At 64.0% G+C, this 21,176-nt stretch carries 17 protein-coding genes; 4 read left to right on the top strand and 13 right to left on the bottom strand.

Annotated features, from left to right (window positions below; translation table 11 throughout):
* Window positions 1–93 precede the first annotated feature (93 nt).
* Window positions 94–357: a hypothetical protein gene (locus VJ923_RS05515; RefSeq protein WP_326439369.1), complete on the top strand. Its 264-nt coding sequence runs from the start codon at window positions 94–96 to the stop codon at window positions 355–357.
* Between the two features lie 77 nt (window positions 358–434).
* Here the strand turns inward: VJ923_RS05515 and VJ923_RS05510 are convergent, their stop codons facing one another.
* The 7 genes from VJ923_RS05510 to VJ923_RS05480 all read right to left on the bottom strand — a co-directional run bounded on the left by VJ923_RS05510 (window position 435) and on the right by VJ923_RS05480 (window position 8,068).
* Complete coding sequence (locus VJ923_RS05510; RefSeq protein ID WP_326439367.1) at window positions 435–1,319, bottom strand: nucleotidyl transferase AbiEii/AbiGii toxin family protein; 885 nt, start codon at window positions 1,317–1,319, stop codon at window positions 435–437.
* Window positions 1,312–1,848, bottom strand: a complete 537-nt coding sequence (gene abiEi / locus VJ923_RS05505) for a type IV toxin-antitoxin system AbiEi family antitoxin (RefSeq protein WP_326439365.1) — start codon at window positions 1,846–1,848, stop codon at window positions 1,312–1,314. Before abiEi ends, VJ923_RS05510 begins: the two co-directional genes overlap by 8 nt.
* 64 nt (window positions 1,849–1,912) lie before the next feature.
* Window positions 1,913–3,436, bottom strand: a complete 1,524-nt coding sequence (locus VJ923_RS05500) for a DUF2130 domain-containing protein (RefSeq protein WP_326439363.1) — start codon at window positions 3,434–3,436, stop codon at window positions 1,913–1,915.
* Between the two features lie 48 nt (window positions 3,437–3,484).
* Complete coding sequence (locus tag VJ923_RS05495) at window positions 3,485–5,380, bottom strand: MDR family MFS transporter (RefSeq protein WP_326439361.1); 1,896 nt, start codon at window positions 5,378–5,380, stop codon at window positions 3,485–3,487.
* Window positions 5,381–5,453: 73 nt separating this feature from the next.
* On the bottom strand, window positions 5,454–5,891 hold the full coding sequence (locus tag VJ923_RS05490; protein WP_326439359.1) for a hypothetical protein: 438 nt from the start codon (window positions 5,889–5,891) through the stop codon (window positions 5,454–5,456).
* Window positions 5,884–7,233 (bottom strand): Y-family DNA polymerase, encoded by a 1,350-nt coding sequence (locus VJ923_RS05485; RefSeq protein WP_326439357.1) that lies wholly within the window; start codon window positions 7,231–7,233, stop codon window positions 5,884–5,886. The genes VJ923_RS05490 and VJ923_RS05485 overlap by 8 nt, the downstream gene beginning before the upstream one ends.
* A gap of 70 nt (window positions 7,234–7,303) precedes the next feature.
* Complete coding sequence (locus VJ923_RS05480) at window positions 7,304–8,068, bottom strand: 4Fe-4S dicluster domain-containing protein (RefSeq protein WP_326439355.1); 765 nt, start codon at window positions 8,066–8,068, stop codon at window positions 7,304–7,306.
* Window positions 8,069–8,283: 215 nt separating this feature from the next.
* Between VJ923_RS05480 and VJ923_RS05475 the strand changes: the two genes are divergently transcribed.
* From VJ923_RS05475 to VJ923_RS05465, 3 genes are all read left to right on the top strand, one after another.
* A complete protein-coding gene (locus VJ923_RS05475; RefSeq protein WP_326439353.1) occupies window positions 8,284–9,189 on the top strand; it encodes a LysR family transcriptional regulator in 906 nt (301 codons plus the stop codon).
* Window positions 9,190–9,357: 168 nt separating this feature from the next.
* Window positions 9,358–10,833, top strand: a complete 1,476-nt coding sequence (locus VJ923_RS05470; RefSeq protein WP_326439351.1) for a 4Fe-4S binding protein — start codon at window positions 9,358–9,360, stop codon at window positions 10,831–10,833.
* Between the two features lie 70 nt (window positions 10,834–10,903).
* Window positions 10,904–11,290: a hydrogenase maturation nickel metallochaperone HypA/HybF gene (locus VJ923_RS05465; RefSeq protein WP_326439349.1), complete on the top strand. Its 387-nt coding sequence runs from the start codon at window positions 10,904–10,906 to the stop codon at window positions 11,288–11,290.
* Window positions 11,291–11,439: 149 nt separating this feature from the next.
* On the opposite strand, the gene gdhA is transcribed toward VJ923_RS05465, so the two are convergent.
* The 6 genes from gdhA to trmFO form a co-directional block, all read right to left on the bottom strand.
* Window positions 11,440–12,771, bottom strand: coding sequence for an NADP-specific glutamate dehydrogenase (gdhA, locus tag VJ923_RS05460; RefSeq protein ID WP_326439347.1), 1,332 nt, complete (start codon window positions 12,769–12,771; stop codon window positions 11,440–11,442).
* 153 nt (window positions 12,772–12,924) lie between these two features.
* A complete protein-coding gene (locus VJ923_RS05455) occupies window positions 12,925–13,656 on the bottom strand; it encodes a hypothetical protein (protein WP_326439345.1) in 732 nt (243 codons plus the stop codon).
* An 81-nt stretch (window positions 13,657–13,737) separates the two neighbouring features.
* Complete coding sequence (uvrA, locus tag VJ923_RS05450; RefSeq protein WP_326439342.1) at window positions 13,738–16,659, bottom strand: excinuclease ABC subunit UvrA; 2,922 nt, start codon at window positions 16,657–16,659, stop codon at window positions 13,738–13,740.
* A 180-nt stretch (window positions 16,660–16,839) separates the two neighbouring features.
* Window positions 16,840–18,186, bottom strand: a complete 1,347-nt coding sequence (locus VJ923_RS05445) for an MFS transporter (protein WP_326439340.1) — start codon at window positions 18,184–18,186, stop codon at window positions 16,840–16,842.
* A 604-nt stretch (window positions 18,187–18,790) separates the two neighbouring features.
* Window positions 18,791–19,753, bottom strand: a complete 963-nt coding sequence (locus VJ923_RS05440; RefSeq protein WP_326439338.1) for a tyrosine recombinase XerC — start codon at window positions 19,751–19,753, stop codon at window positions 18,791–18,793.
* Window positions 19,750–21,114 (bottom strand): methylenetetrahydrofolate--tRNA-(uracil(54)-C(5))-methyltransferase (FADH(2)-oxidizing) TrmFO, encoded by a 1,365-nt coding sequence (gene trmFO / locus VJ923_RS05435; RefSeq protein WP_326439336.1) that lies wholly within the window; start codon window positions 21,112–21,114, stop codon window positions 19,750–19,752. The genes VJ923_RS05440 and trmFO overlap by 4 nt, the downstream gene beginning before the upstream one ends.
* Between the last annotated feature and the right edge of the window lie 62 nt (window positions 21,115–21,176).

Raw genomic sequence — 21,176 nt, 5'->3', positions numbered from 1 at the left:
ATGAGTAAGTTAGCCATGGTTGCCATTTTCGTGCAACACTGTTAGACTGCGCTAACTCAATGCCCACGCTTCCCCGAGAGACGAGGAAACGCCATGAAGGACAAAAAGTCGAAGAAAATCGCTGCCGATCGCAAGTCCGCCGAGGCCAAGCGCAAGAGCAAGCGCAGTGGCTGCAAGGGCGTCAAGCACGCGAAGGACTGCAAGGGCTGCAAGAAATCGAAGGCCGCCCTTCAGTTGAACTGCTGCACCTGCTGCAAGAAGCACTGCCCGCTATCGACGCCCAAGTGCGGCAAGGGCCGCCGCCTCGCCGCCGCCCTCAGGATGCGGGAGGAAAAGCCTCGCGGAAATCGCTCCTGAAATCCCACCGCGTCCGTTGCCCAGAAGCGGCTGCAATCATCCTCCAGGAAATAGCGTAAAGCAAGTTTACCGCCTGCTTAAGAGATAAGAGCAATCGTTTGTTGATACCCCTCAACAATGAGGTTCCTCAATGTCTCTCGCTGAAGGGGTCGTTCAATGGTATCCGCCATTACAGAAGGCGGCAGGAAGCGCCGCATCTGGGCGATATAGGCCTCGGAGACAGCGTATTCGGCCGCTCTCTCAGCACCATCGGCCAGCAATTCCACAGGCGCTCTCCCAACAGCGTAATCCTCTACCTTTTTCAGAACGAGATCAGCCGCAAGGGCAATGTCGACTCCGGGACGCTGCATGATCCAAGGAATATCCCAGAGATCGCGATAACGCGGTGCCTTCACCTGCTGGGCGAACGAAACGAGCTTGTCCGCAAGAATTTCGTTAAGAGACTGGCAGCCCACGAGCAAGCTCCCATACACTCCCTGGATTTCAGAATAGTTCTCAACGACAACTCTGTTCTCACGGGTATAAGAAGGCACTTGGGCAATTTCGATCTTGATTTTCTGCGAGGGCAAATCGGGCCGCTCAGGAGCCGTATCCACGACCACCTGCCACCTCTTCATAGTGCCACCGCCGTCAAATTGCTTGACCTTTTTCGGGTCCTTGACGCGCACATCGACGCCAAACCTCTTCGCGAGATTGCGGCCTACGATATCCTTGAAGCCGCTCAGATCGGTTGCTGTGAGGTCGAGCCGCGTGTTGAAATCAAGGTCTTCGCTATAACGCACGCCGCCATAGCAGAGGCGCAGGCACGTGCCGCCCTGAAAATTGAGCTTGCAGAGCCAATCTGATTGCGCGAGCGCCCGGAGGATGTCGTAGTGAATAAGCTCCTTCTCCACGACAGGAAGAAGGCCCTCCACCTTGTTACGCGCAGCCATCTTACGAGAAAATTCGAGAAAATCACTCATCGTCTTCCACCTCTTCCCAATCTATGAGATCTAAAGACCTCCCAGAGCGAAGAAGCCCACGCACGGTATGGTCTTTCGTCGCCAGACGTAATCCATGGCCCGGATAGTCGACCGTATGATCAAGCAGATATGCCCAGTCCCGGGATGTGTGCACGAATTCGATCACGCCAAATGGCGTATTGAACTCACCCTCCTTGCCCGTCGTGACGACCGTCAGCCGACCGACGGGAATCTGAGAAATTACGCTCCACAGGGAGGCCGCGCTCTCCATGCCGATGAAGTTCATCTCGCCGGGGCGAAGCGCTACGGCGAGCTCCTCGATGGCGGGGATATCAGAGGCCCCCGCAGAGGCGTACCAGTACAGGTCGCGCGCGATATGCCACAATGACCCGGCCTTCACCAGACGGGAAATCGTGCTGCGTAGCTTCGTGCCGCCTTCAGCAAACACAAGAGCTAGATCAGTCGTGCGAAAAGCCCTCTTCCCGTTCGCATGCATACTTAGCGCTTTGTCGGCCTCGTAAAGTTTCATTGCTTCCTTACTCTACTATTATGATGCTATTTTACATCATAACAGTAGAGTTATAAGAGAAGAACTACTCATCATAGTCACTCAGAACATCCACTTCTGTGACCCCATCGACAACCTCTTGACGTCCCGCCTCCTGCTTCTCCTTCGCTTCCCGAGCCTCGTCGAAGAGCGCCTTCATGGTGGGGTTCTTGCGGGTGAGCTTCTTCACGGTAAGGTCCTCGGCCTTGTCGTTGGCCAGTCTCAGCTGGTTCTCGCTGCCGATGAGGTTGTCCTTGATCTTCTGCAGGTGATCGATGGATTTGTCGATCTCCTCGATGGCCTTGCGGAACTTGTCGGATGCAATGCGGTAGTTGCGGCCGAACTTGTCCTTGAAGTCGGCCAGCTGGTCCTCGAAATTGGTCACGTCGATGTTCTGCTGGCGCACGAGGGCGAGCTCGCGACGGGCCTCCATGGAAGAGAGCGCCGCGTTGCGCAGAAGGGTGATAAGCGGGATGAAGAACTGCGGGCGAATGACGTACATCTTCTCGTAGCGGTAGGACACGTCGGTGATGCCGGCACTGTACAGTTCGTTCTCGGGCTCGAGCAGCGACACGAGCACGGCGTACTCGCAGCCCTTCTTCGTGCGGTCGGCATCGAGCTTCTTGAAGTGGGACTCGTTGGTCTTCTTGTGGGTGGAGTCGTCCGCTTCGTTCTTCATCTCGAACATGATGGAGACGATCTCGTTGCCCTCATCGTCGAAGTCGCGGAAGACGAAGTCGCCCTTGGTGCCCTCCACTACCTCATTGTCCTTCTCGAAGTAGGCGCGCGGGAAGGCCGTGGGGCGCAGGCGGTTGAACTCGATCTCGCAGTGCTGCTCCAGCGACTCGCCGAGCATCTTCGTGGAGAGGCGCGCCTTCATGTCCTGGATGCGCTCGATCTCGCGCTCGCGGTCGGCGATGAGCTCGTCTTTCATCTTCAGCCTCTCGGCGAGCTCCACCTTATGCTCCGCCTCGGCCCGGGAGAGCGCCTCGCGCTCACGGGCTACCTGCGCACGCAGATCGTCGCGTTCGCGCTCCACCGCCACCTGGGCATCTTTAGCCGCGGCGTTGGCCTGCTGCACCGCCAGCTGGGTCTCCATCGACGCCTGGGCGCGCTGGCTCTCCAGCTTCTGGGCCAGCTCGTCGCGCTCGCGCTCTACGGCGCGCAAACGCTCGGCCTCGGCGGCCACGGCATCGCTCACGGCCAGCTTGCGAGCCGCCTCCGCCTCGCCGTCCTTGGAGGCCAGCTGGGCGCGCAACCCCTCCACCTGCTTCTCCAGCTCCGCCTTCTCGTTCTGCGCCGCAAGCTGGAAGTCCTTTGCCTGGGCCTTGAAGCGCTCAGTCTGGGCGGCCAGCCGCCCGTCGCGCTCGGCGATCTGCGCGCGCAGGGTCTCTTCGGCCTTCGACACGGCCAAGGCCACGTCCTGCTCGCGGGACTTCTCGGCCAGGGAGACGCGGGCGTCCACCTCGCGCTGGAACTCCTGGTCGCGCACTTGGCTCAGAATGGCGGCGTAGCCGCTCTCGTCCACCGTGAAGGCCTCGCCGCAATGGGGGCACCGAATCTCGCTCATATGCGCGTCCTCTCTCTTCTTAAAGCCATCTTACACCTTCGACGGCGCCTAGCGCTCCGTTTGCTCGAGGACGGCCAAGGCCCCCATGATGTTGCTGCGCGAGAGGGTGCCGACAAAGCGGCCGTCACGCACCACGGGCATCTTCTTGATGCGCCGCTCCGAGAGCATGCGGAAGGCCACCTCGGCGCTCTCGTCGGCATCCACGCTGACCACGCGCTTGGTGGCCAAATCCAGCGCGAGCGTATCCAGCATGGCGGACAGGCGCTGCTTTACGCTCTCGGTCTGCAGAAGCACCAGGTAGGAATCGCCCTCAAGACGGCTCAGGTCGTTGCGAGAGAGCCGCTTCAATATGTCACCGTCGGACAAAAAGCCGAGCACGGCGCCTTCCACATCCACAATGGGAAGGCCGCTCGTCTCGCGGCGCTGCATGAGGTCGATGGCCTCGCGCACCGTAGACGCGGGCGCGAGCGTATCGGGCTCGGCGTTCATCACGTCGGTCACATACCACGGGCGGTCGATGCCGGGAATCTCGTCGGAGGGCTCAAGGGCCGCAGAGCGCGGCTCCGGCTTGCGGTCGCGCACGAAGACGATGATGCCCACGGCGATGACGGCGATGAGCCCCAGCACTCCGAAAAACGCCGCATGGCAGCCGGCCGCGGCCTGCTCGGCCCCACTGACACCGCCCGCCCCCAGAAGCGCCGGCACCGCCGTGAGACTGACCACGAAGGCCGTGCCCAAAGAGGCGCCGATCTGCTCGAAGGCGGAGACGATGGCGTTGCCGTGGGGAATCTCGTCGTTGGGCAGCGCGTTGAAGCCCCAAGTGTTCAAGGGCGTAATGAGGCATTGCACGCCCAGACAGGCGATGGTATACACCAGGCAGATGACGAGCACCGGCGTAGAGGGCGAGAACGTCGCATAACCCGCGCCGCCCACGAGCAGCACGATGGCACCCGTAACGGCTACGCCCCGCACGCCGCGGGCGTCGAAGATCCGCCCCGCGAGCAGGCCGCAAAAGGCGCCCAGAGCCGCGCCGGGGAACATGATGAGGCCCGACATGGTGGCCGTATCCCCCAAAGCGTTCTGCAGGTACATGGGCACGATGACACCCGAGCCGATGAGCACCGCCTCCAACACGATAATGATGAGCGACGCGATGCGGAACTGGCGGTTCTTGAGCACGCTCACCTTCAGAACCGGCACCTTAAGGCGCATCTGGCGCCGGGCGAACAGCGCGAGCACCGCGGCGCCGGCAACCATAAGCGCCACCGATAGCGCCGGCAGCGCCGAGGAGGTGAAGGTGGAGAGGCCGTAGAGCATGGCCACCATACCGAGAGCGAGCAGCACCACCGAAAGCCCATCGAAAGAGGTGCGGGCGAAGCCCTCGAAGTTGCGCATCATGAAAAAGCCCATGACGAGAATGGCCGCGGCCAGAATCACCACCGTCACGAAAAGCGCGCGCCAGCCGATGGAGTCGACGAGCATGCCGGAAAGCGAGGGGCCCACGGCCGGGGCAAAGGACACGATCAGTCCGATGATGCCCATGGCGGACCCGCGGCGCTCCTTGGGAAACACAAGCAGAACCAGCGCGAACACCGAGGGCATGACCACGCCGGTGGCGCAGGCCTGGCAGATGCGCCCGGCCATGAGGAAGGCGAAGCTGGGCGCTGCGGCGCACAAAGTCGAGCCCACGGCGAACAGGCCCATGCCGCCGAGGAAGATGCGCCGGGTGGCGAAGCGGCCGAGGAAGTAGGCGTTCAGGGGAATGATGACCGCCTCTACCAGCGAATAGCCGCTCGTGAGCCACTGCACTGTGGTAGCGCCCACGTTCAGGTGGTCCATGATAGTGGGCAGCGCCGGCGTGAGCAGCGTCTGGTTCAGCACCACCAGAAACGCGCCGATCACCAGCACCGTCACCATCTGCATCTGCTGTTTCGTCAGGCCCATGAGACCTATTCCTCCTTGAAGCACTTCCTCGATTCGTACGGTTCTCTGGTTATAGGCGAAAGCGCCGAGCCCGTCAACCGGCGGGATAGAGCACATCCACAGAGCGGATGCGGGAGAAGGGAACGCGCTCGCGCACGATCCACAGGTCGCGGTAGATGAGGTCGACCTGGCCCACGGCGCCCACGAGGGTGCGGTAGCCGTCTCTCTCGTAGAAGACGCAGCGCACCACGTCTCCGCGGACAAGGCCGGCGATGGCCTCGTCCAGCGCCCGGGCCTCGTCGTCGGCCAGGGGCACCCGCGGCTCGGCCACCCGCTCCGCATCGCGCACGAGCTCGTAGTAGCCCCGCAGGGCCGCGAAGGGCATGAACTGCCGCGCTCGGTCGGGATGCGGGCGGCCGACGTGCTCGGGAACGGGTCGGTCTGTCCCCCGGGTCGTCCCTGAGAGAGACCCAGGGACGCTCCCGCCCACTTCCTCCCAGACAAGGCCCTCGAAGGCATCTCCCCTAGCCATGATGCCCCCCGACCATCTCGTTGCGCTCGCGCCCGAGGGCGTGCTCCTTCAGGCTCACGCCCTTGATGAGCGCGTTTTTCCCGAACTTCTCCTTCACGGCGAGCACGGCCTCCTGGCGGCGGCGCTCCCGCTCGGCGGCGGCCACATCGGTGAACAGGTCCACCGAGGCCAGATCCTCGTCCACGAGGTTTCCGAAGCCGATGCTTATCTTGCGCATGGTGCGCGCCGGATCCACGGTCTCGCGGTACAGGGCCTCCAAGTACCCGTAGAGCTTCGCGAAGGAATTCGTGCGCTCGGGAATCTTGCGTGATCCGCCGCCGTGGGGGTGCGAGCCGCCGATGCGCCGCGTGCCGTGGCCCCCTTCGAAGGCCTCCCCCGCCTCTTCGCGCTCGTCTTGGCTGCGCGCGTAGCTCACGTGCAGTGAGATATGGTCGGTCACCAGGCGCTTTCCCACTAAATCGAGCACCAAGTCGTCGGTCATCTCGCGCATGACCATGAGGGTGTCGTCGAAGTTGTAGCCGCACGGCAAGATCTGCCCGTTCATGAGCGAGGTGGTCTCCGGCTCGTAGGCCTTGATCTCGGCGATGGTGCAGGGTTCCACGCCCCAGGCGTGGTCGATGAGGTACTCCGCGTTCACGCCGAACTCGTCGTAGAGCACATCCGGGTCCATCTCGGTCACGCCGGCCAAATCGAACACGCGGTACTTCGCCAAACGCCGCGCGATGCCCGGGCCGATGTTCCAAATATCGGTGATGGGCCGATGACGCCAGATCTGCTCGCGGAAGGAGCGCTCGCTAAGCTCCCCCACGCCATCAGGCGCGTGCTTGGCCGAGATGTCCAGCGCCACCTTGGCAAGGAACAGGTTCGGGCCGATGCCCACCGTGGCCGGAATGCCCGTCTCGGCCTTCACGGCGGCCCGCAGGGTGTCGGCGAACTCGCGGGCCGTCAGGTCGTAGAGCTCCAGATAGGGCGTCGCGTCGATGAAGCACTCGTCGATGGAGTACGGGTGAATATCCTCCGGCGACACATAGCGCAGGTAGGTGGCGTAGATCTCCGCCGAAGCCTCCATGTACTTCTTCATGCGCGGCTTGGCGGTGATGAACTCCATCCCGGAGGGAATCTCGTAAAGCCGACAGCGGTTGCGCACGCCGGCCGCCTTCATGGCCGGGCTCACCGCCAAGCAGATGGTCATCTCCGAGCGCGTGGGATCGGCCACCACGAGCATAGCCTCCATAGGATCGAGCCCGCGCGCCACGCACTCCACCGAGGCATAGAAGCTCTTCAGATCAATGCAGACATATGTGCGCTCACATTCCATGCCCCAAAGTATAACATGGAACAAAAGTTCGCGTCATTATGGACGGTTGGCGGACGGCGGCGCCCTTGCGGCGATCCCTGAGGCGACGGGCGATTTAAACCGAGAACAGCTCGGGCTCTTTGGGCTTCTCGGCTTCTTTCTTGATGGCCAAAGATGCCGCCTTCACCATGAGACTGCTCACCTTGCGGGAGCCGTCGGGGCACTCGGCAGCACAGCGCATGCAGGCGATGCAGTGCTCTCTGTCCGCCTTGAGCGTTTCGCCGTCGATAGCAGCGGTCGGACAATCCGCAGCGCAGCGGCCGCAGCGCGAGCAGGAGCCCGCGTAGGCCGGCACAAGCGGAATCGCCTTAGCCTTCAGATAAGGTCGATTGCCCGGGATAGCCGGCGCCTCCACAACGCGCCCCTCATCGAGAGCCCGGCGAATAACCGCAGCCAATTCGGCAAGGCGCTCGTCATCGGCTTTGTTGGGGCGCCCCGCTGCGAACTGGTGCATGATGGAATGCTCGGCTATTGCGGCAATACCCGCCACCACGTTGAAGCCCGCCTCGCGCGCGCCATCGGCCATCTCGAGCAGAGCGTCATCGAAAGCGCGATTGCCGTAGACGTTCATAACCACGCAGGGTACGCCATTGCCCGCAACGGCAGCGAGACGCTCCATAGCTACCGCCGGCACACGACCGGCAAAGCAAGGCGCCGCAATCAACGCGACATCACCCTCGCCCATCACCACATCGGAATAATCACGGGTCGAATCCGTCAAATCGACGAGGGACTTCGAATCGCCGAGTACATCGGCAACCATCTCGGCGGCCTTTGCCGTTCCCCCGGTCGGACTGAACGCGATTACCTGACAACGCATGGGCATTCCCTTCTCTCTTCAGCTTGGCCCCAGCAAGCCGCAACCTCGCTTTTCCTTCATCCTAAAACATCGATAACGGCAAAGCGGCGATGAGGTATTGCGCAATCTGCACTCGGCATTCCCGCGATACGCAACCGAGGCAAGAGGCCGTTTCGGCCTCAATCGCTTTTGCTCTTCTATAATAGCGAAAGCGTGTATGAGAGGGGAAATCATCTATGCTTGACTATTCCAGAGAGTTCATCGTGCTGGCCGAGAGGCTCAACTACGCATCGGCGGCCGAGCATCTTCATATGTCGACCTCGGCGCTCAGTCGCCATATCGCCGACCTCGAGCAAGAGCTCGGGTTTCCCCTCTTCAATCGCGCGCCCCTTTCCCTCACCCCCGCGGGCCAGTACTATCTAGAATCCATCGACGACCTTATTGGCAATCTGGACAGAATCATCGCGCGAGGCAAGGAAATCGCCTCGCAGGACGGGCGCCCCTTCACGATCTACATGCTTCCCTGCCGCACAGCGTTCTCGGACATCGTGTACAAGGCAGCTGCGGAGCTGCGGCGCCGCAATCCGGAGCTCGCCACCGCGATCTGCGTCGACGACAGGTTCCTGACCACCGAAGAAGCGCTCCTGCAGCACAAAGCGGATATCGGCATCGTTTACGACGGCTCAATCACCAGCAACGAAGCCATTGCCACCGTTCAGTACACCCAAGCTCCGCTCAGCGCCTGGGTATGCCGGGCAAATCCCCTCGCCCAACTTGAGAGCCTCTCCCTTGAGGACCTTGCGCCCTACGCGCATCCCCGTTCGACGAATCGCCAATCGCAAACGGCCACGGACTCCATTGCGAAGCTGTTCCAGAGCCATGGCATCGATTTGCAGATGCACTTCAGAAATATCGTGACGCGGGCCGACTTTTTCCTTGCCCTGAGGCCCGACGAGTTCGTTGTCGAGTTCGAGGAAGACGCCGACCCCTTGAGGCTCAACCCCGATCTGGTGCAGCTCCACTTCGATCCTCCGCTCATGCGACCCATTTTCCTCGCCTACTTAAAGGGGAACAGCGACCCGGCCATTCGGCAGTTCGTCGATTGCTGCCTCGCGTTTGCGCAAGAGGGCGACCAGCGATAGAGCCCTCAGAAAACCGAAAGCCGCCGTTGCATTTCCCGCAACGGCGGGTGCGCGATTTCCGTACCCAGCCCGTCGCAAACCGGCGAGTCGCTGGCACCTCCTCGCTCCTATAGTGTTTCCTGCAGGCACCCATGTCCTGCGAAAGGAGAATCGAAGGAGGACACCCTAATGAAGATTATCAACCGTCGCGCATTCGTCGGAACCATGGGCGTTGCCGGAGCATCGGCGCTCGTGGGCTGCTCTCCGAAGGCAGAGCCGTCCGACCTGTCCGCCACCGGAGAGCAGGCCGCCGAGGCTGAAGCCGCTGCCGAATGGGCCGAGACCGCCAAGAACCCCGAGGTCGCGCCCCTCGTCTCAGAGGCGCCGATCATCTATTCCGACGCCGAGGTTGAGGAGATTCTGAACAATCCCGCCGTAGTCACCACCGAGTGGGTGAACGAGGATGGCTCCACCGTCTCCGCGGCCCATCAGATGGTGCGCAACGTCATCAATCGCAACGGCGTCGGCACCGGCTCCCTCATCAACAAGGACCATCAGCTCGACCTGTGGCCCTTCCTGTTCTCAGAGGAAGAGGCTCTGCTCTACAGCCAGTTCCCCTACTTCCGCTACTTCTCGGCCGACGAGCTCACCGACGTCTCCGGCAAGTCCGCCGACGAGTGCCTGGCGCTTTGCAACGCCATGGCCGACCGCGGCCTGCTGCGCCGCGTGTACGAAGACGGCAAGCCCACGTTCCTCTCCCTCGGCAGCGAGTACGGCTACTACGAGGCTTATGTACAGAACTTCACTCCCGAGTACATAGAGCTGAAAGACCTGAACAAATCCGACGACATGATTTTTGGCTTCGTCGACTCCGAGACCTCCATGTACCGCACGCTTCCCGTCGATCTGGACGTGTGCATCGACGGCGAGTACACGCAGTGGGACGACTGGCGCGACATCTTCAAGCGCCACGACACCTTCTCCGTCTCCCCCTGCATGTGCCGTGTGAGCACCCTCATCCGCGAGGGCAAGGCGAAGACCACCCAGGAGGCCATGGAGCTGTTCAACGCCGAGATGCGCGACTGCGGGCATCCCATGGAGACCTGCATCTGCACCGGCAAGAACGCCGAGTGGCAGATCGAGATCGGCGCGGGACGCGAAATCACGGCCGAGGAGGCCATCGCCATCTTGGAGAACTCCGTGAAGGAGGGCATGATCATCGAGACCGTCTACACCAAAGACGCCGAGAACATCTGCTCCTGCCATGCCGACTGCTGCCTGAACGTCGGCGGCATCCGCGCCCTCAACGGCGGCCCGGCCGTGACGAAGAACTACTCGAACTTCACCCTCATGCACAAGAAGGACGAGTGCATCAAGTGCGGCATGTGCGAGAAGCAGTGCCCCATGTACGCCATCACCATGGACGACGAGGGCTACCCCATCGTCGACAGCGCCTGCGTGCGCTGCGGCCAGTGCGCCACCGTGTGCCCCCAGGGCGTGCGCGGCCTGAAGCTGAAGCCCGAAGAGGATCTGCCCTACATCCCGCAGACCCTGGAAGAGGATTACGAGCTGAAGGCGCGCGTCCGCATCTCCAAGGGATACCTGTACGACATCACCAGCCAGGACGAGATGAAGGAAATCGCCGACGCCGTCGCCCAGGCCTAAGCAACCGACCCCTTATGCGCCCCGCCTCCCCTCCCAGCGGGGCGCCCTTTTTACCGAATGGAGGTATTCCATGCACGAGATGGCCCTTTGCACCGAGGTCGTGAAATCGGTACTCGCCACGGCCGAGGAGGCCGACGCCGTTGCCGTCAACGAGGTCAGCATGGTCATCGGCGAGATGCGGGACATCATCACTGACATGTTCGACAGCTTCTTCCACTACCTGGCCCGCGGCACCATCGCCGAGAACGCGCGCGTGTCGTTCATCACGAAGCCACTTCTGGTGCAATGCAACGACTGCGGACGCATCTGGCCCGTCGATGTGGCCAACGGCCAGAAGACGAGTTGCCCGGAGTGCGCCGCCATGAACTACGAGGTGGTATCCGGCATGGAGTTTCTCATCGAATCCATCGACGTGACCACCCGCGCAGAATCCGAAGATGCCGAGGTGGCCGCCTAGGCAGCGGATTGAGAGGAGGGCGCAATCGTCGCCGGCGGCATCACCGTCAAGCGCCTCTAGCCCCTCCATCCCTCTCCTTATTGAGCGAGGCCCTCCTCTAGCTTGAGGAGGGCCTCGCAGGCTTTACCGATAGGTTCGCTGCGCCGGGCTTACACGATGCCCTGGGCCATCATGGCGGTGGCGACCTTCTCGAAGCCGGCGATGTTGGCGCCCATGACGTAGTTGCCCGCGTGTCCGTAGCGCTTGGCGGCGTCGTCGATGGCGTGGTAGATGCTCACCATGATGCCGTTGAGCTTCGCGTCAACCTCTTCGAAGGTCCAGGAGAGGCGCTCGGAGTTCTGGGACATCTCGAGACCGGAGGTGGCCACGCCGCCGGCATTGGCGGCCTTGCCGGGGAAGAACACGACCCCGTTGTTCTGCAGGTACTCGGTGGCCTCCAGCGTGGTGGGCATATTGGCGCCCTCGGCGAGGATCTGGCAGCCGTTAGCGACGAGGTTCTGGACGTCCTCCAGGTGCACCTCGTTTTGGGTGGCGCAGGGCAGCGCGATGTCACAGGGGATCTGCCACACGCCGCGGCCCTCGTGGTACTCGACGCCCTCGCGGCGGGCGGCGTATTCGGTGAGGCGGGCGCGCTCCACTTCCTTGACCTGCTTGAGCAGCTCCACATCGATGCCGGCAGGATCGTGCACCCAACCGGTGGAGTCGGACACGGTAACCACCTTGGCACCGAGCTGCTGGGCCTTCTGCGTGGCGTAGATGGCCACGTTGCCGGAGCCGGAGATGCACACCGTCTTGCCCTCGAAGCTGCCGCCGGTGCACTTCAGGTGCTCCTCGACCAGGTAGACCAGGCCGTAGCCGGTGGCCTCGGTACGGGCGAGCGAGCCGCCGAAAGTGAGGCCCTTGCCGGTGAGCACGCCCTCGAAGACGTTCTTGATCTTCTTGTACTGGCCGAACATGTAGCCGATCTCGCGGGCGCCGGTGCCGATGTCGCCGGCCGGCACGTCGGTGTCAGCGCCGATGTGGCGGAACAGCTCGGTCATGAAGGACTGGCAGAAGCGCATGACCTCCATGTCGGACTTGCCCTTCGGGTCGAAGTCGCAGCCGCCCTTGCCGCCGCCCATGGGCAGCGTGGTGAGGCTGTTCTTGAAGATCTGCTCGAAGCCGAGGAACTTGATGATGCCGAGGTTCACCGACGGATGCAGGCGCAGGCCGCCCTTGTAGGGCCCGATGGCGCTGTTGAACTGCACGCGGAAGCCGCGGTTGACCTGAACCTTGCCGCTATCATCGACCCACGGCACGCGGAACATGATGACGCGCTCGGGCTCGACGATGCGCTCGAGAAGCGCCGCCTGCTCGTACTCGGGATGGGCCTCGATGACCGGCTCCAGGGACTGGAGCACCTCGGTGACGGCCTGGATGAACTCGGGCTGCTCGGCGTTCTTCGCCTTCACCTCTTCGATGACGTTGGCAACGTAGCTCATGGGAACCTCCTGTATGCGGTAAGGGTTCGCGACGGCGCAGCGCGCCTCCGCCTTTAGGGCGCATTATAGGACGGAGATTTTTCAAACGATGACTAATTAACTGAGCCGAAACAAAGCCCGAAACACAGGGCGCTCGCCGGCGGCCAACGGCAGCTAGAGCGAGGCGTACACCTTGGAGGAGGGAACGTTCAGGGCGGTGAGCAGCACCACGCCCACCTGCTCGCGCTCCGGCGCGTACATGATATGGGCGGCACCCTCCCCTTCTCCCTTGCCGGGCTCGGACTGGTCGTCGTCGGTGACGATGACCACGTTGAAGCCCTCCACCGAGGCGAGGCACGACAGGCGCGGAACCAGGCAGACAAGCGACTCGGCGCCGGCATCCTCCATCTCCTCGCGCAGGGCCAGAAGCTGGCGGGTCGAAGCGTAGTAGTCCACAGCCACCACCCCGATGCGGCGATTGCCCGCCATGAGGATGCGCGGCTTCTCGTAGCGAGAGAGGTCGTCGAGGTTCAGCGTGAGCACGCCGGCGCCCTTCTCCTCGTAGAACGAGCGCACATCCGATGCGTACACGGGCCGCTCGCGCATGGAGAGCGGCAGCTTCGAGAGCTCACCGGCGACCATCTCGCCGAGGCTCTCGGGGCGCGCGGACTCGCCGCCGTCCACCGAGGGGAGCTTGGTGGGCCGCAGGGCGTCCAGCACATCGTAGGTGCCGTCGAAGACGATGGCCGAGTAGCCGGACATCTGCCCGAAGGCGTCGTCCACGACCGTGGCGGCCATGTTGAAGGAGCGGCCGGTTTCGAAATAGCGCAAAAGGACGCTGCCGCCGAGAACGACGAGCAGGGCGAATACGAGCAGGGCAACTTTTTCGCGAGTGCGCTTCTTCATACCCCAGATTATACCGAAGCCCTGCCGCAGCTTATGCGGCAGGGCTTCGGTTCCATATCTGTGACGATTGCTTAAAGGGAGCTACGATTGGCGCGCCGCGAGCTTGCGGTCGAGCTCCAGCATGCGCTTGACGAAGTGGCCGGTATAGGAGCCCTCCGCCTCTGCCACTTGCTCGGGGGTTCCCTGGGCGATGATGGTGCCGCCGCGCTCGCCGCCCTCGGGGCCGAGGTCGATGATGTGGTCGGCGCACTTGATGACATCCAGGTTGTGCTCGATGACGAGCACGGTGTTGCCCGCATCCACCAGGCGCTGCAGCACCTCGAGCAGCTGGCGCACGTCCTCGAAGTGCAGGCCCGTGGTGGGCTCGTCCAGGATGTAGAAGGTCTTGCCGGACTGCCGCTTCTGCAGCTCGCTGGCGAGCTTCACGCGCTGGGCCTCGCCGCCCGAGAGCGTTGTGGCGGGCTGCCCCAGGCGGATGTAGCCGAGGCCCACGTCGAAGAGCGTCTGCAGCTTGCGACGGATGCCCGGGATGTTCTCGAAAAACGCCAGCGCGTCCTCCACGGTCATGTCGAGCACTTCCGAGATGTTCTTGCCGCGATAGGTCACCTGCAGCGTCTCGCGGTTGTAGCGCTCGCCGTTGCACACCTCACAGGGCACGTACACGTCGGGCAAAAAGTGCATCTCAATCTTGATCTGGCCGTCGCCCTTGCAGGCCTCGCAGCGGCCGCCGCTCACGTTGAACGAGAAGCGCCCCGGCGCGTAGCCGCGGGCCTTGGCCTCCTGCGTGCTGGCGAACAGCGCGCGGATGTCGTCCCACAGGCCGATGTAGGTGGCCGGGTTGGAGCGGGGCGTGCGGCCGATGGGGCTCTGGTCGATGTTGATGACCTTGTCCAGTTTCTCCAGGCCCGTGATCTTGCGGTAGGGCCCGGTGCGGCGGTGCGCGTGGTTCAGGCGGTTGGCCAGAGCCGGGGCCAGCGTGTCGGTGATAAGCGAGCTCTTGCCCGAGCCGGACACGCCCGTGATAACCGTGAGCGTGCCGATGGGCACCTCCAGCGTGACGTTCTGCAGGTTGTTCTCGGTGGCACCGGTCATCTTCAGGCTGCCGCGCTTGGGGTGGCGACGCTCCGCGGGCACCGCGATGCGGCGACGACCCGAAAGGTAGTCGGCCGTGATAGAGCCTTCCGTGGCCATGACCTCGGCCGGCGTGCCCGCGGCGATAACCTGGCCGCCGTGCTCGCCGGCGCCCGGACCCATGTCCACCACGAAGTCGGCGGCGCGAATGGTGTCCTCGTCGTGCTCGACCACGACCACCGTGTTCCCCAGATCGCGCAGGCGCTCCAACGTGGCGATGAGGCGCTCGTTGTCGCGCTGGTGCAGGCCGATGGAGGGCTCGTCCAGAATGTAGAGCACGCCCATGAGGCCGGCGCCGATCTGGGTGGCCAGGCGGATGCGCTGGGCCTCGCCGCCCGAGAGCGTCGCCGTGGCGCGCTCCAGCGTGAGGTAGTCCAGGCCCACATCCACCAGAAAGCGCAGGCGCTCGCGAATCTCCTTCACGATGGGGATGGCGATGACGGCGGCCTGGCCCTTGAAGTCGAGAGATTCGAAGAACGCGAGGGACTCGGATGCCGCCATCTCCGTCACGTCGTGGATGGACTTGCCGTTCACCGTGACGGCGAGGATCTCCGGCTTCAGGCGCTTGCCGCCGCAGGTCTCGCAGGGCACCGTGGCAAAATAGGCCGCCAGCTTCTCGCGCTGGGCATCGGACTGGGCCTCCTGGTAGCGGCGCTTCACCGCGGCCAGCACGCCCTCCCACTCGATGTACCAGTAGGTATCGCGCCCGTCCACGGTGCGGTAGTCCACGCGCACCTTCTCTTTGCCCAGGCCGCCCATGATGGCCTTCTGGGCCTTCTTCGGCATATCCTCCCAAGGGGTGTCGGCGTCGGTGCCCACATGGGCGGCCACGGCGCGCAGCACCTGGGGATAGTAGTTTCCGCTCTTGAACGGCGCGATGACGCCCTCGTTCAAGGTGAGCGAGGGGTCGGGCACCACGAGCGAGGGGTCCACCTCGTCGCGGCTGCCGATGCCCAGGCAATCGGGGCAGGCGCCGTAGGGGGCGTTGAAGGAGAAGTCGCGCGGCTGAAGCTCGTCCATGGAGTGGCCGTGCTCGGGGCAGGCCAAGGCCAGCGAGAAGAGGTGCTCCCCCTCCCCCAAACCGCCCGTGGCCCCCGATGAGGTGCCGCCGGCTTGCCCAAGCGGCAAGCCACCAGGCCCGAGCACCTGCACGAGCACGCGTCCGCTCGCCAGCTTGCAGGCAAGCTCCACGGCCTCGGCGATGCGGCTCGTGGCCGAATCCTTCAGCGCGACGCGGTCCACCACCACGTCGATGAAGTGCTTGATCTTCTTGTTCAGCGTGATGGGCTCGCCGGTCAGCTTCACGATCTCGCCGTCGATGCGCACGCGGGAGAAGCCCTCTTTCTGCAGATCGGCGAACAGCTTCGTGAACTCGCCCTTGCGGCCCGCCACCACCGGCGCCATCATGATGGCCTTCGTGTCCTCACCCCGGACCCCGTCGCCCAGGCGCAGAATCTCGTCGGTCACCTGGTCGGTGGTCTGCTTCTTGATCTCGCGGCCGCACTCCGGGCAGTGCGGGATGCCCACGCGGGCGAATAGAAGACGCAGGTAGTCGTAAATCTCAGTGGTGGTGCCCACCGTGGAGCGCGGGTTCTTCGACGTGGTCTTCTGGTCGATGGACACCGCCGGCGACAGGCCGTCGATGGAGTCCACGTCGGGCTTGGACATCTGACCCAAGAACATGCGCGCGTAGCTGGAGAGGCTCTCCACATAGCGGCGCTGGCCCTCGGCGTACATGGTGTCGAAGGCGAGGCTGGACTTGCCCGAGCCGGACAGGCCCGTGATCACGACCAGCTCGTCGCGGGGAATGGTCAGGTCGACGTCCTTGAGGTTGTGCTCGCGGGCGCCCTTGATGACAATCTCGTTGGCCATAGGGTGTGAATCCTTCGCAGACGTGAAGCAACGGGCGCCTTTGCGGCTGCCCGTCGCTGGTTTCTTGTTTCGCCTGGGTATTCTACCGATTCGCCGACCGGGGCGCTAGACTTTTAGGGAACTTCTGTTCGCGTTCACGGAGTCCCCATAGATGAGCGCTGAGGTAATGTGAGCACGCCCTTAGGAGAGCAGGGGCGCAGGGGCCTCTTCCAGCGCCGTCTCCGGCGCCGGTGCGCTCGCGCCCTGACGGGCTGCGGCACTTCCCGCCTTCGTCGCCTTCACGGGCGCCTCCTTCTTCATCTTGTGGAAGCGGGACAGCGTGAGGCGCGCGTCTTTCTTCTTCTCGCTGGGCGCCCGCAGGCAGGTCGCCACGAACGCGCTCGCGGCCATGAGCACCGCGGCCATGACCAAAAAGACCACGACATAGGAGAAGGTCCTCAGCAGCCAGCCGCTCAGGACGCCCGTCAGCGCCGAGCCGGCGTAGGCCACGAGGTTCACCGAGGCGAGGATGGCCGAAACGCGCAGGACGCTCACGCGCAGAAGCAGCAGGCGCAGCGACACCGATACGGCCACGCCCATGGCGAGGCTGAAAAGGGCGCAGTCGGCCATGAACAAAAGCTCGTTGCCTGCGAGGATGGAAAGCGCCATGAGGGCCGTGGCAACCGTTACGGCAACCATGGACACGGCCAGCGTGGCCTTGGGCTCGAAGCGCTGGACGAGCGGACCGCCGAGCATCGAGGGGGCCATGATGGCCGCCAAGATGAGGGAGCCGGCCATAGGCGAGGTCTCGCCGAAGCACTGGTAGGCGATAGGGGCGGCGAAGGACTGGTAGAAGTTGCTCACGAGCCACGTTCCCAGATAGCACACGCACACCACCGCGAACAGGCGGCGATTGTCGGAGGGGATGTAGATGCGCACGCGCATGACGGCGCGCAGCGACAGCGTCTGGTCGAGGGGCTCGTGCACCACGGGCATGAGAAACAGGCACACGGCGAGGATGGCGATCATGACGCCGTAGATGACGGTGAGGTTGGGCACGATGTCGTAGAGCACGCCCACGCCCACCGAGCCGACCATGATGCCCACCATAGAGCCGCAGCTGGCCACCGTGGAGCCCCAGCTCAAGTGCCGATCTCCCACGCAGTCGATGACAAGGGCCGAAACAGCGCTCATGCCGAACCCGGCGGAGAGGCCCTGGACGAAGCGGGCGGCGAGCACGGATGCGCCGCTGTCGGCCATCATGAACATGATGCAGCCGAGGATGGCGAGCATGAGCGTGAGGCTCGTTACGGGAGTGCGCCCGAAGGCATCGGAGACGCGTCCGGCAAAAAGGAGCGTGAGCGCCACGCCGGTGAGATAGGTGAACATCGTGTTCGAGATATCCGCCGTAGTGAGCCCGATGGCGACCTGGTAGTCCGCATACAGCGGAATCGGTACCGCCGTTGCAGCGAAAATGGCCATGAACGCGATGGTGGCCAGAGCGAAACCGCGCAGTGACTGCCCGTTGGTGAGCTCCTCTTTGTGCATCCTTTCCTCCGCTTGAACGAGAGTTGCCAGCCGCGTCTTCCGGAAACGGAAATCCCGAAAGAGTGCGAGCAGTATGAACCCCGCTCAAAGGGAATTCAAGAGGTTACGGGAAGTTTTCCATTCGGCGACAAAACGGCTCCGCAAGCCGCTCGGGCCGCAGGCAGAGATCGCCACCCGCCGGCCCGAAGCTGCCGCCGGTGCCGCAACGAGAAAGGAACCCTCTCTCTCTCTCTCACGAGGGCTCCTGAAGGGGATTCCGCTTCAAGCCGGAACAGCTACATGATGACGTGGCTGGCGGACTGCATGAGGTAGGGAATGTAGGCGAGCACGACGAGCGCCGCCCAAAACAGCATCTTCGCTTTCTTGCGGCTCATGACTCCTCCCTTCCGCGCGGCCCGTCTCTTCGACGTCCCCTCTGAATCTTCATGATGATTCTTTCACAGAAAAGAGCGAGAAGTCCCCGCAAGTGGCATTGGTTGAAGCCGCGAAATCATCTCGATTCCCGAGCGCAACGCCCCCGTTCACCACCTGTAACACACCAGCGCCCGGCGCCCTTTCCGCCCCACTCCCGCCTCTCGCTAGGGGCTGACGTCATCCGCCCTTCTCAAGCGCGGGGGTGGGCCAGCCCGTGAATCTTCTTCAAGCGGTCCGGGGAGACATGGGTGTAGATCTGCGTGGTGGAGAGACTCGCGTGCCCCAGCATGTCCTGGACGCTGCGCAGGTCGGCGCCGCCCTCCAGAAGGTCGGTGGCAAACGAATGGCGCAGGGCATGGGGCGAGAGCGACTCGTCGAGGCCGGCGGCGGCCAGCGCCCGCTTGAACATCTTGCGGATGCCGTCGGGCTTCATCTGGTTGCCCCGGTTGCTCACGAAGAAGTAGTCGCTCTGCTTGTCGCCGAGCAGCTCCGGGCGCGCCTCGTCCAAATAGCGGCGCATGGCGAGAGCCCCCTGGCGGCTCAGGGGAACGATGCGCTCCTTGGCGCGCTTGCCGAACACCTTCACCTCGCGCTCGGGAAAGTTCACCCACGCGACGAGCAGGCCCGAGGCCTCGGACACGCGGGCGCCGCAGGAGAACAGAAACTCCAGCAGGGCCGCATCGCGCATCTCGGCCGGCGTCTGCTCGCGCGGGTTTCCCTCGGCGTCGGTCGGCCCGTAGACCGCCAAAAGCCGCCTCGTGTCGTCCACCGCCACCGTCTTGGGAAGGCGCCGGTCGGCTTTGGGGGCCTGCAGGACGCTGGCCGGGTCGTTGCTCGTGAGCCCCGTCTTGTTAGCCCAGCGGAAAAACGAGCGCAGCGACGACATGTGGCGCTTGATGGTGGTGCGGGCGTAGCGGGCCCGGTCGAGCTCCGCCAGGTAGCGGCGCAGCTGGCGATAGGTTGCCTTAAGCGGGCTCACCCCGGCCCGCTTGGCCCAGCGCAGGTAGGCCGCAAGGTCGTCCCGGTAGGCACGCACGGTATGGGCCGACGCGCCGCGCTCTACGACAAGGTGCCCGCAGAACCGCTCGACGGCCTCGCCGCCGGGCAGCTCCCGCAGTTCGTCCTCGGCGCCCGCGCGCCCCTCGCCCGTCATGGGAGAAGGCCCGCCTCGGCGAGGGCCGCGCGGTATTCCGCCAGCGCCGCGTTAGCACGGTCGGCGTAGGCCTGGTAGCGGGCGCGCTTGTTGCGCACCGGCGGGTCGAGCGGCGCCATGAGTCCGAAGTTCACGTGCATGGGCTGGTAGTCCTCGGTGGCCGGGTCCGTGGCATAGGCCAGAAGGGCCCCGTAGACCGTCTCCGTCGGAAGGGGCGGCAGCGCGATGCCCTTAAGGTCGGCCGCAACGGCCAAAGCCCCGTGAAGGCCGCTGCGAATGGCCTCGCAGTAGCCCTCGGTGCCGGCCAGCTGGCCCACCACGTAAACGGGCACGCCGACCTCCTCAGCCTGGGGCGTGGCAAGTCGGTTGCCGGCGTCGAGCAGCTGCGGGGCGTCGATGAACGTGTTGCGGTGCATGACGCCGTAGCGGGCGAACTCGGCCTCTTCGAGACCGGGGATCATGCGGAACACGCGGCGCTGCTCGGGGAAGGTGAGGTTTGTCTGGAACCCCACGAGGTTGTAGCTGGCGCCATGGGCGTCTTCGGCGCGCAGCTGCAGCGCCGCCCAGGGGCGACGGCCCGTGCGCGGGTCGGTGAGGCCCACCGGCTTCAACGTGCCGAAGCGCGGCGCGTCGCGGCCGGCCCGGGCGATCTCCTCGATGGGCTGGCAGGCCTGGAACAGCTCGCGGGTCTCGAAGTCCTTGGCGATGACGCGCTCGGCTCCCAGCAGCGCCTCGATAAAGGCCTCGTACTCTTCCTTGGCAAACGGGGCGTTCAGATAGTCGCCGCCGGACGCGGCATCCTCGTAGCGGCTCTGGCGGAACACTTTCTCGTAGTCGATGGAGTCCGCCATCACCACGGGTGCCGCTGCGTCGTAGAAGGCCAGGGCATCGCGCCCCGTCAGGGCCATAAGCGATGACGAGAGCGCGTCGGAGGTGAGCGGGCCGCTCGCCAGCACGATGGCGTCGGACCCGTCGGCCAGGCTCGCAACGTCCGTCGCTTCGCGGCGCTCCAGCGCGATCAGGGGATGGGCCTGGATCTGGGCCGTCACATCCCGGGCGAACCGCACCCGGTCCACCGCCAGCGCCCCGCCGGCGGCCACCGAATGGCGCTTCGCCGCCTCGATGAGCGGAGAGCCCAGCACCGAGAGCTCCTCCTTCAGAAGTCCCGCCGCGCTGTCCGGCTTGGTGCTCTTGAGCGAGTTGGAGCAGACGAGTTCGGCCGCGTCCCCGGTATGGTGCACGGCGGTCGGATGGTCCGGTCGCATCTCTATCAGGCGCACGGCGATGCCCCGCGCCGCGAGGTCCAGCGCCGCCTCGCTGCCCGCAAGTCCTGCGCCCACTATGGTTACGGTATTGTTCATAGCTCAAAAGAATACCAAACAACGGCAGCGACACGCCCGTCAATTCCGCCTTGGAGCCCCAA

The organism is Adlercreutzia shanghongiae, assembly GCF_035830635.1.
In the GTDB taxonomy this organism is placed as follows: Bacteria; Actinomycetota; Coriobacteriia; order Coriobacteriales; family Eggerthellaceae; genus Adlercreutzia; species Adlercreutzia shanghongiae.
This window is presented reverse-complemented; position numbering and strand designations above follow the sequence as displayed.

Excerpts from the sequence above, each read along its gene's own strand:
- VJ923_RS05515 (WP_326439369.1), top strand. The coding sequence starts at position 94 with ATGAAGGACAAAAAGTCGAAGAAAATCGCTGCCGATCGCAAGTCCGCC.
- VJ923_RS05510 (WP_326439367.1), bottom strand. The coding sequence starts at position 1,319 with ATGAGTGATTTTCTCGAATTTTCTCGTAAGATGGCTGCGCGTAACAAG.
- abiEi (WP_326439365.1), bottom strand. The coding sequence starts at position 1,848 with ATGAAACTTTACGAGGCCGACAAAGCGCTAAGTATGCATGCGAACGGG.
- VJ923_RS05500 (WP_326439363.1), bottom strand. The coding sequence starts at position 3,436 with ATGAGCGAGATTCGGTGCCCCCATTGCGGCGAGGCCTTCACGGTGGAC.
- VJ923_RS05495 (WP_326439361.1), bottom strand. The coding sequence starts at position 5,380 with ATGGGCCTGACGAAACAGCAGATGCAGATGGTGACGGTGCTGGTGATC.
- VJ923_RS05490 (WP_326439359.1), bottom strand. The coding sequence starts at position 5,891 with ATGGCTAGGGGAGATGCCTTCGAGGGCCTTGTCTGGGAGGAAGTGGGC.
- VJ923_RS05480 (WP_326439355.1), bottom strand. The coding sequence starts at position 8,068 with ATGCGTTGTCAGGTAATCGCGTTCAGTCCGACCGGGGGAACGGCAAAG.
- VJ923_RS05475 (WP_326439353.1), top strand. The coding sequence starts at position 8,284 with ATGCTTGACTATTCCAGAGAGTTCATCGTGCTGGCCGAGAGGCTCAAC.
- VJ923_RS05470 (WP_326439351.1), top strand. The coding sequence starts at position 9,358 with ATGAAGATTATCAACCGTCGCGCATTCGTCGGAACCATGGGCGTTGCC.
- VJ923_RS05465 (WP_326439349.1), top strand. The coding sequence starts at position 10,904 with ATGCACGAGATGGCCCTTTGCACCGAGGTCGTGAAATCGGTACTCGCC.
- gdhA (WP_326439347.1), bottom strand. The coding sequence starts at position 12,771 with ATGAGCTACGTTGCCAACGTCATCGAAGAGGTGAAGGCGAAGAACGCC.
- VJ923_RS05455 (WP_326439345.1), bottom strand. The coding sequence starts at position 13,656 with ATGAAGAAGCGCACTCGCGAAAAAGTTGCCCTGCTCGTATTCGCCCTG.
- uvrA (WP_326439342.1), bottom strand. The coding sequence starts at position 16,659 with ATGGCCAACGAGATTGTCATCAAGGGCGCCCGCGAGCACAACCTCAAG.
- VJ923_RS05445 (WP_326439340.1), bottom strand. The coding sequence starts at position 18,186 with ATGCACAAAGAGGAGCTCACCAACGGGCAGTCACTGCGCGGTTTCGCT.
- VJ923_RS05440 (WP_326439338.1), bottom strand. The coding sequence starts at position 19,753 with ATGACGGGCGAGGGGCGCGCGGGCGCCGAGGACGAACTGCGGGAGCTG.
- trmFO (WP_326439336.1), bottom strand. The coding sequence starts at position 21,114 with ATGAACAATACCGTAACCATAGTGGGCGCAGGACTTGCGGGCAGCGAG.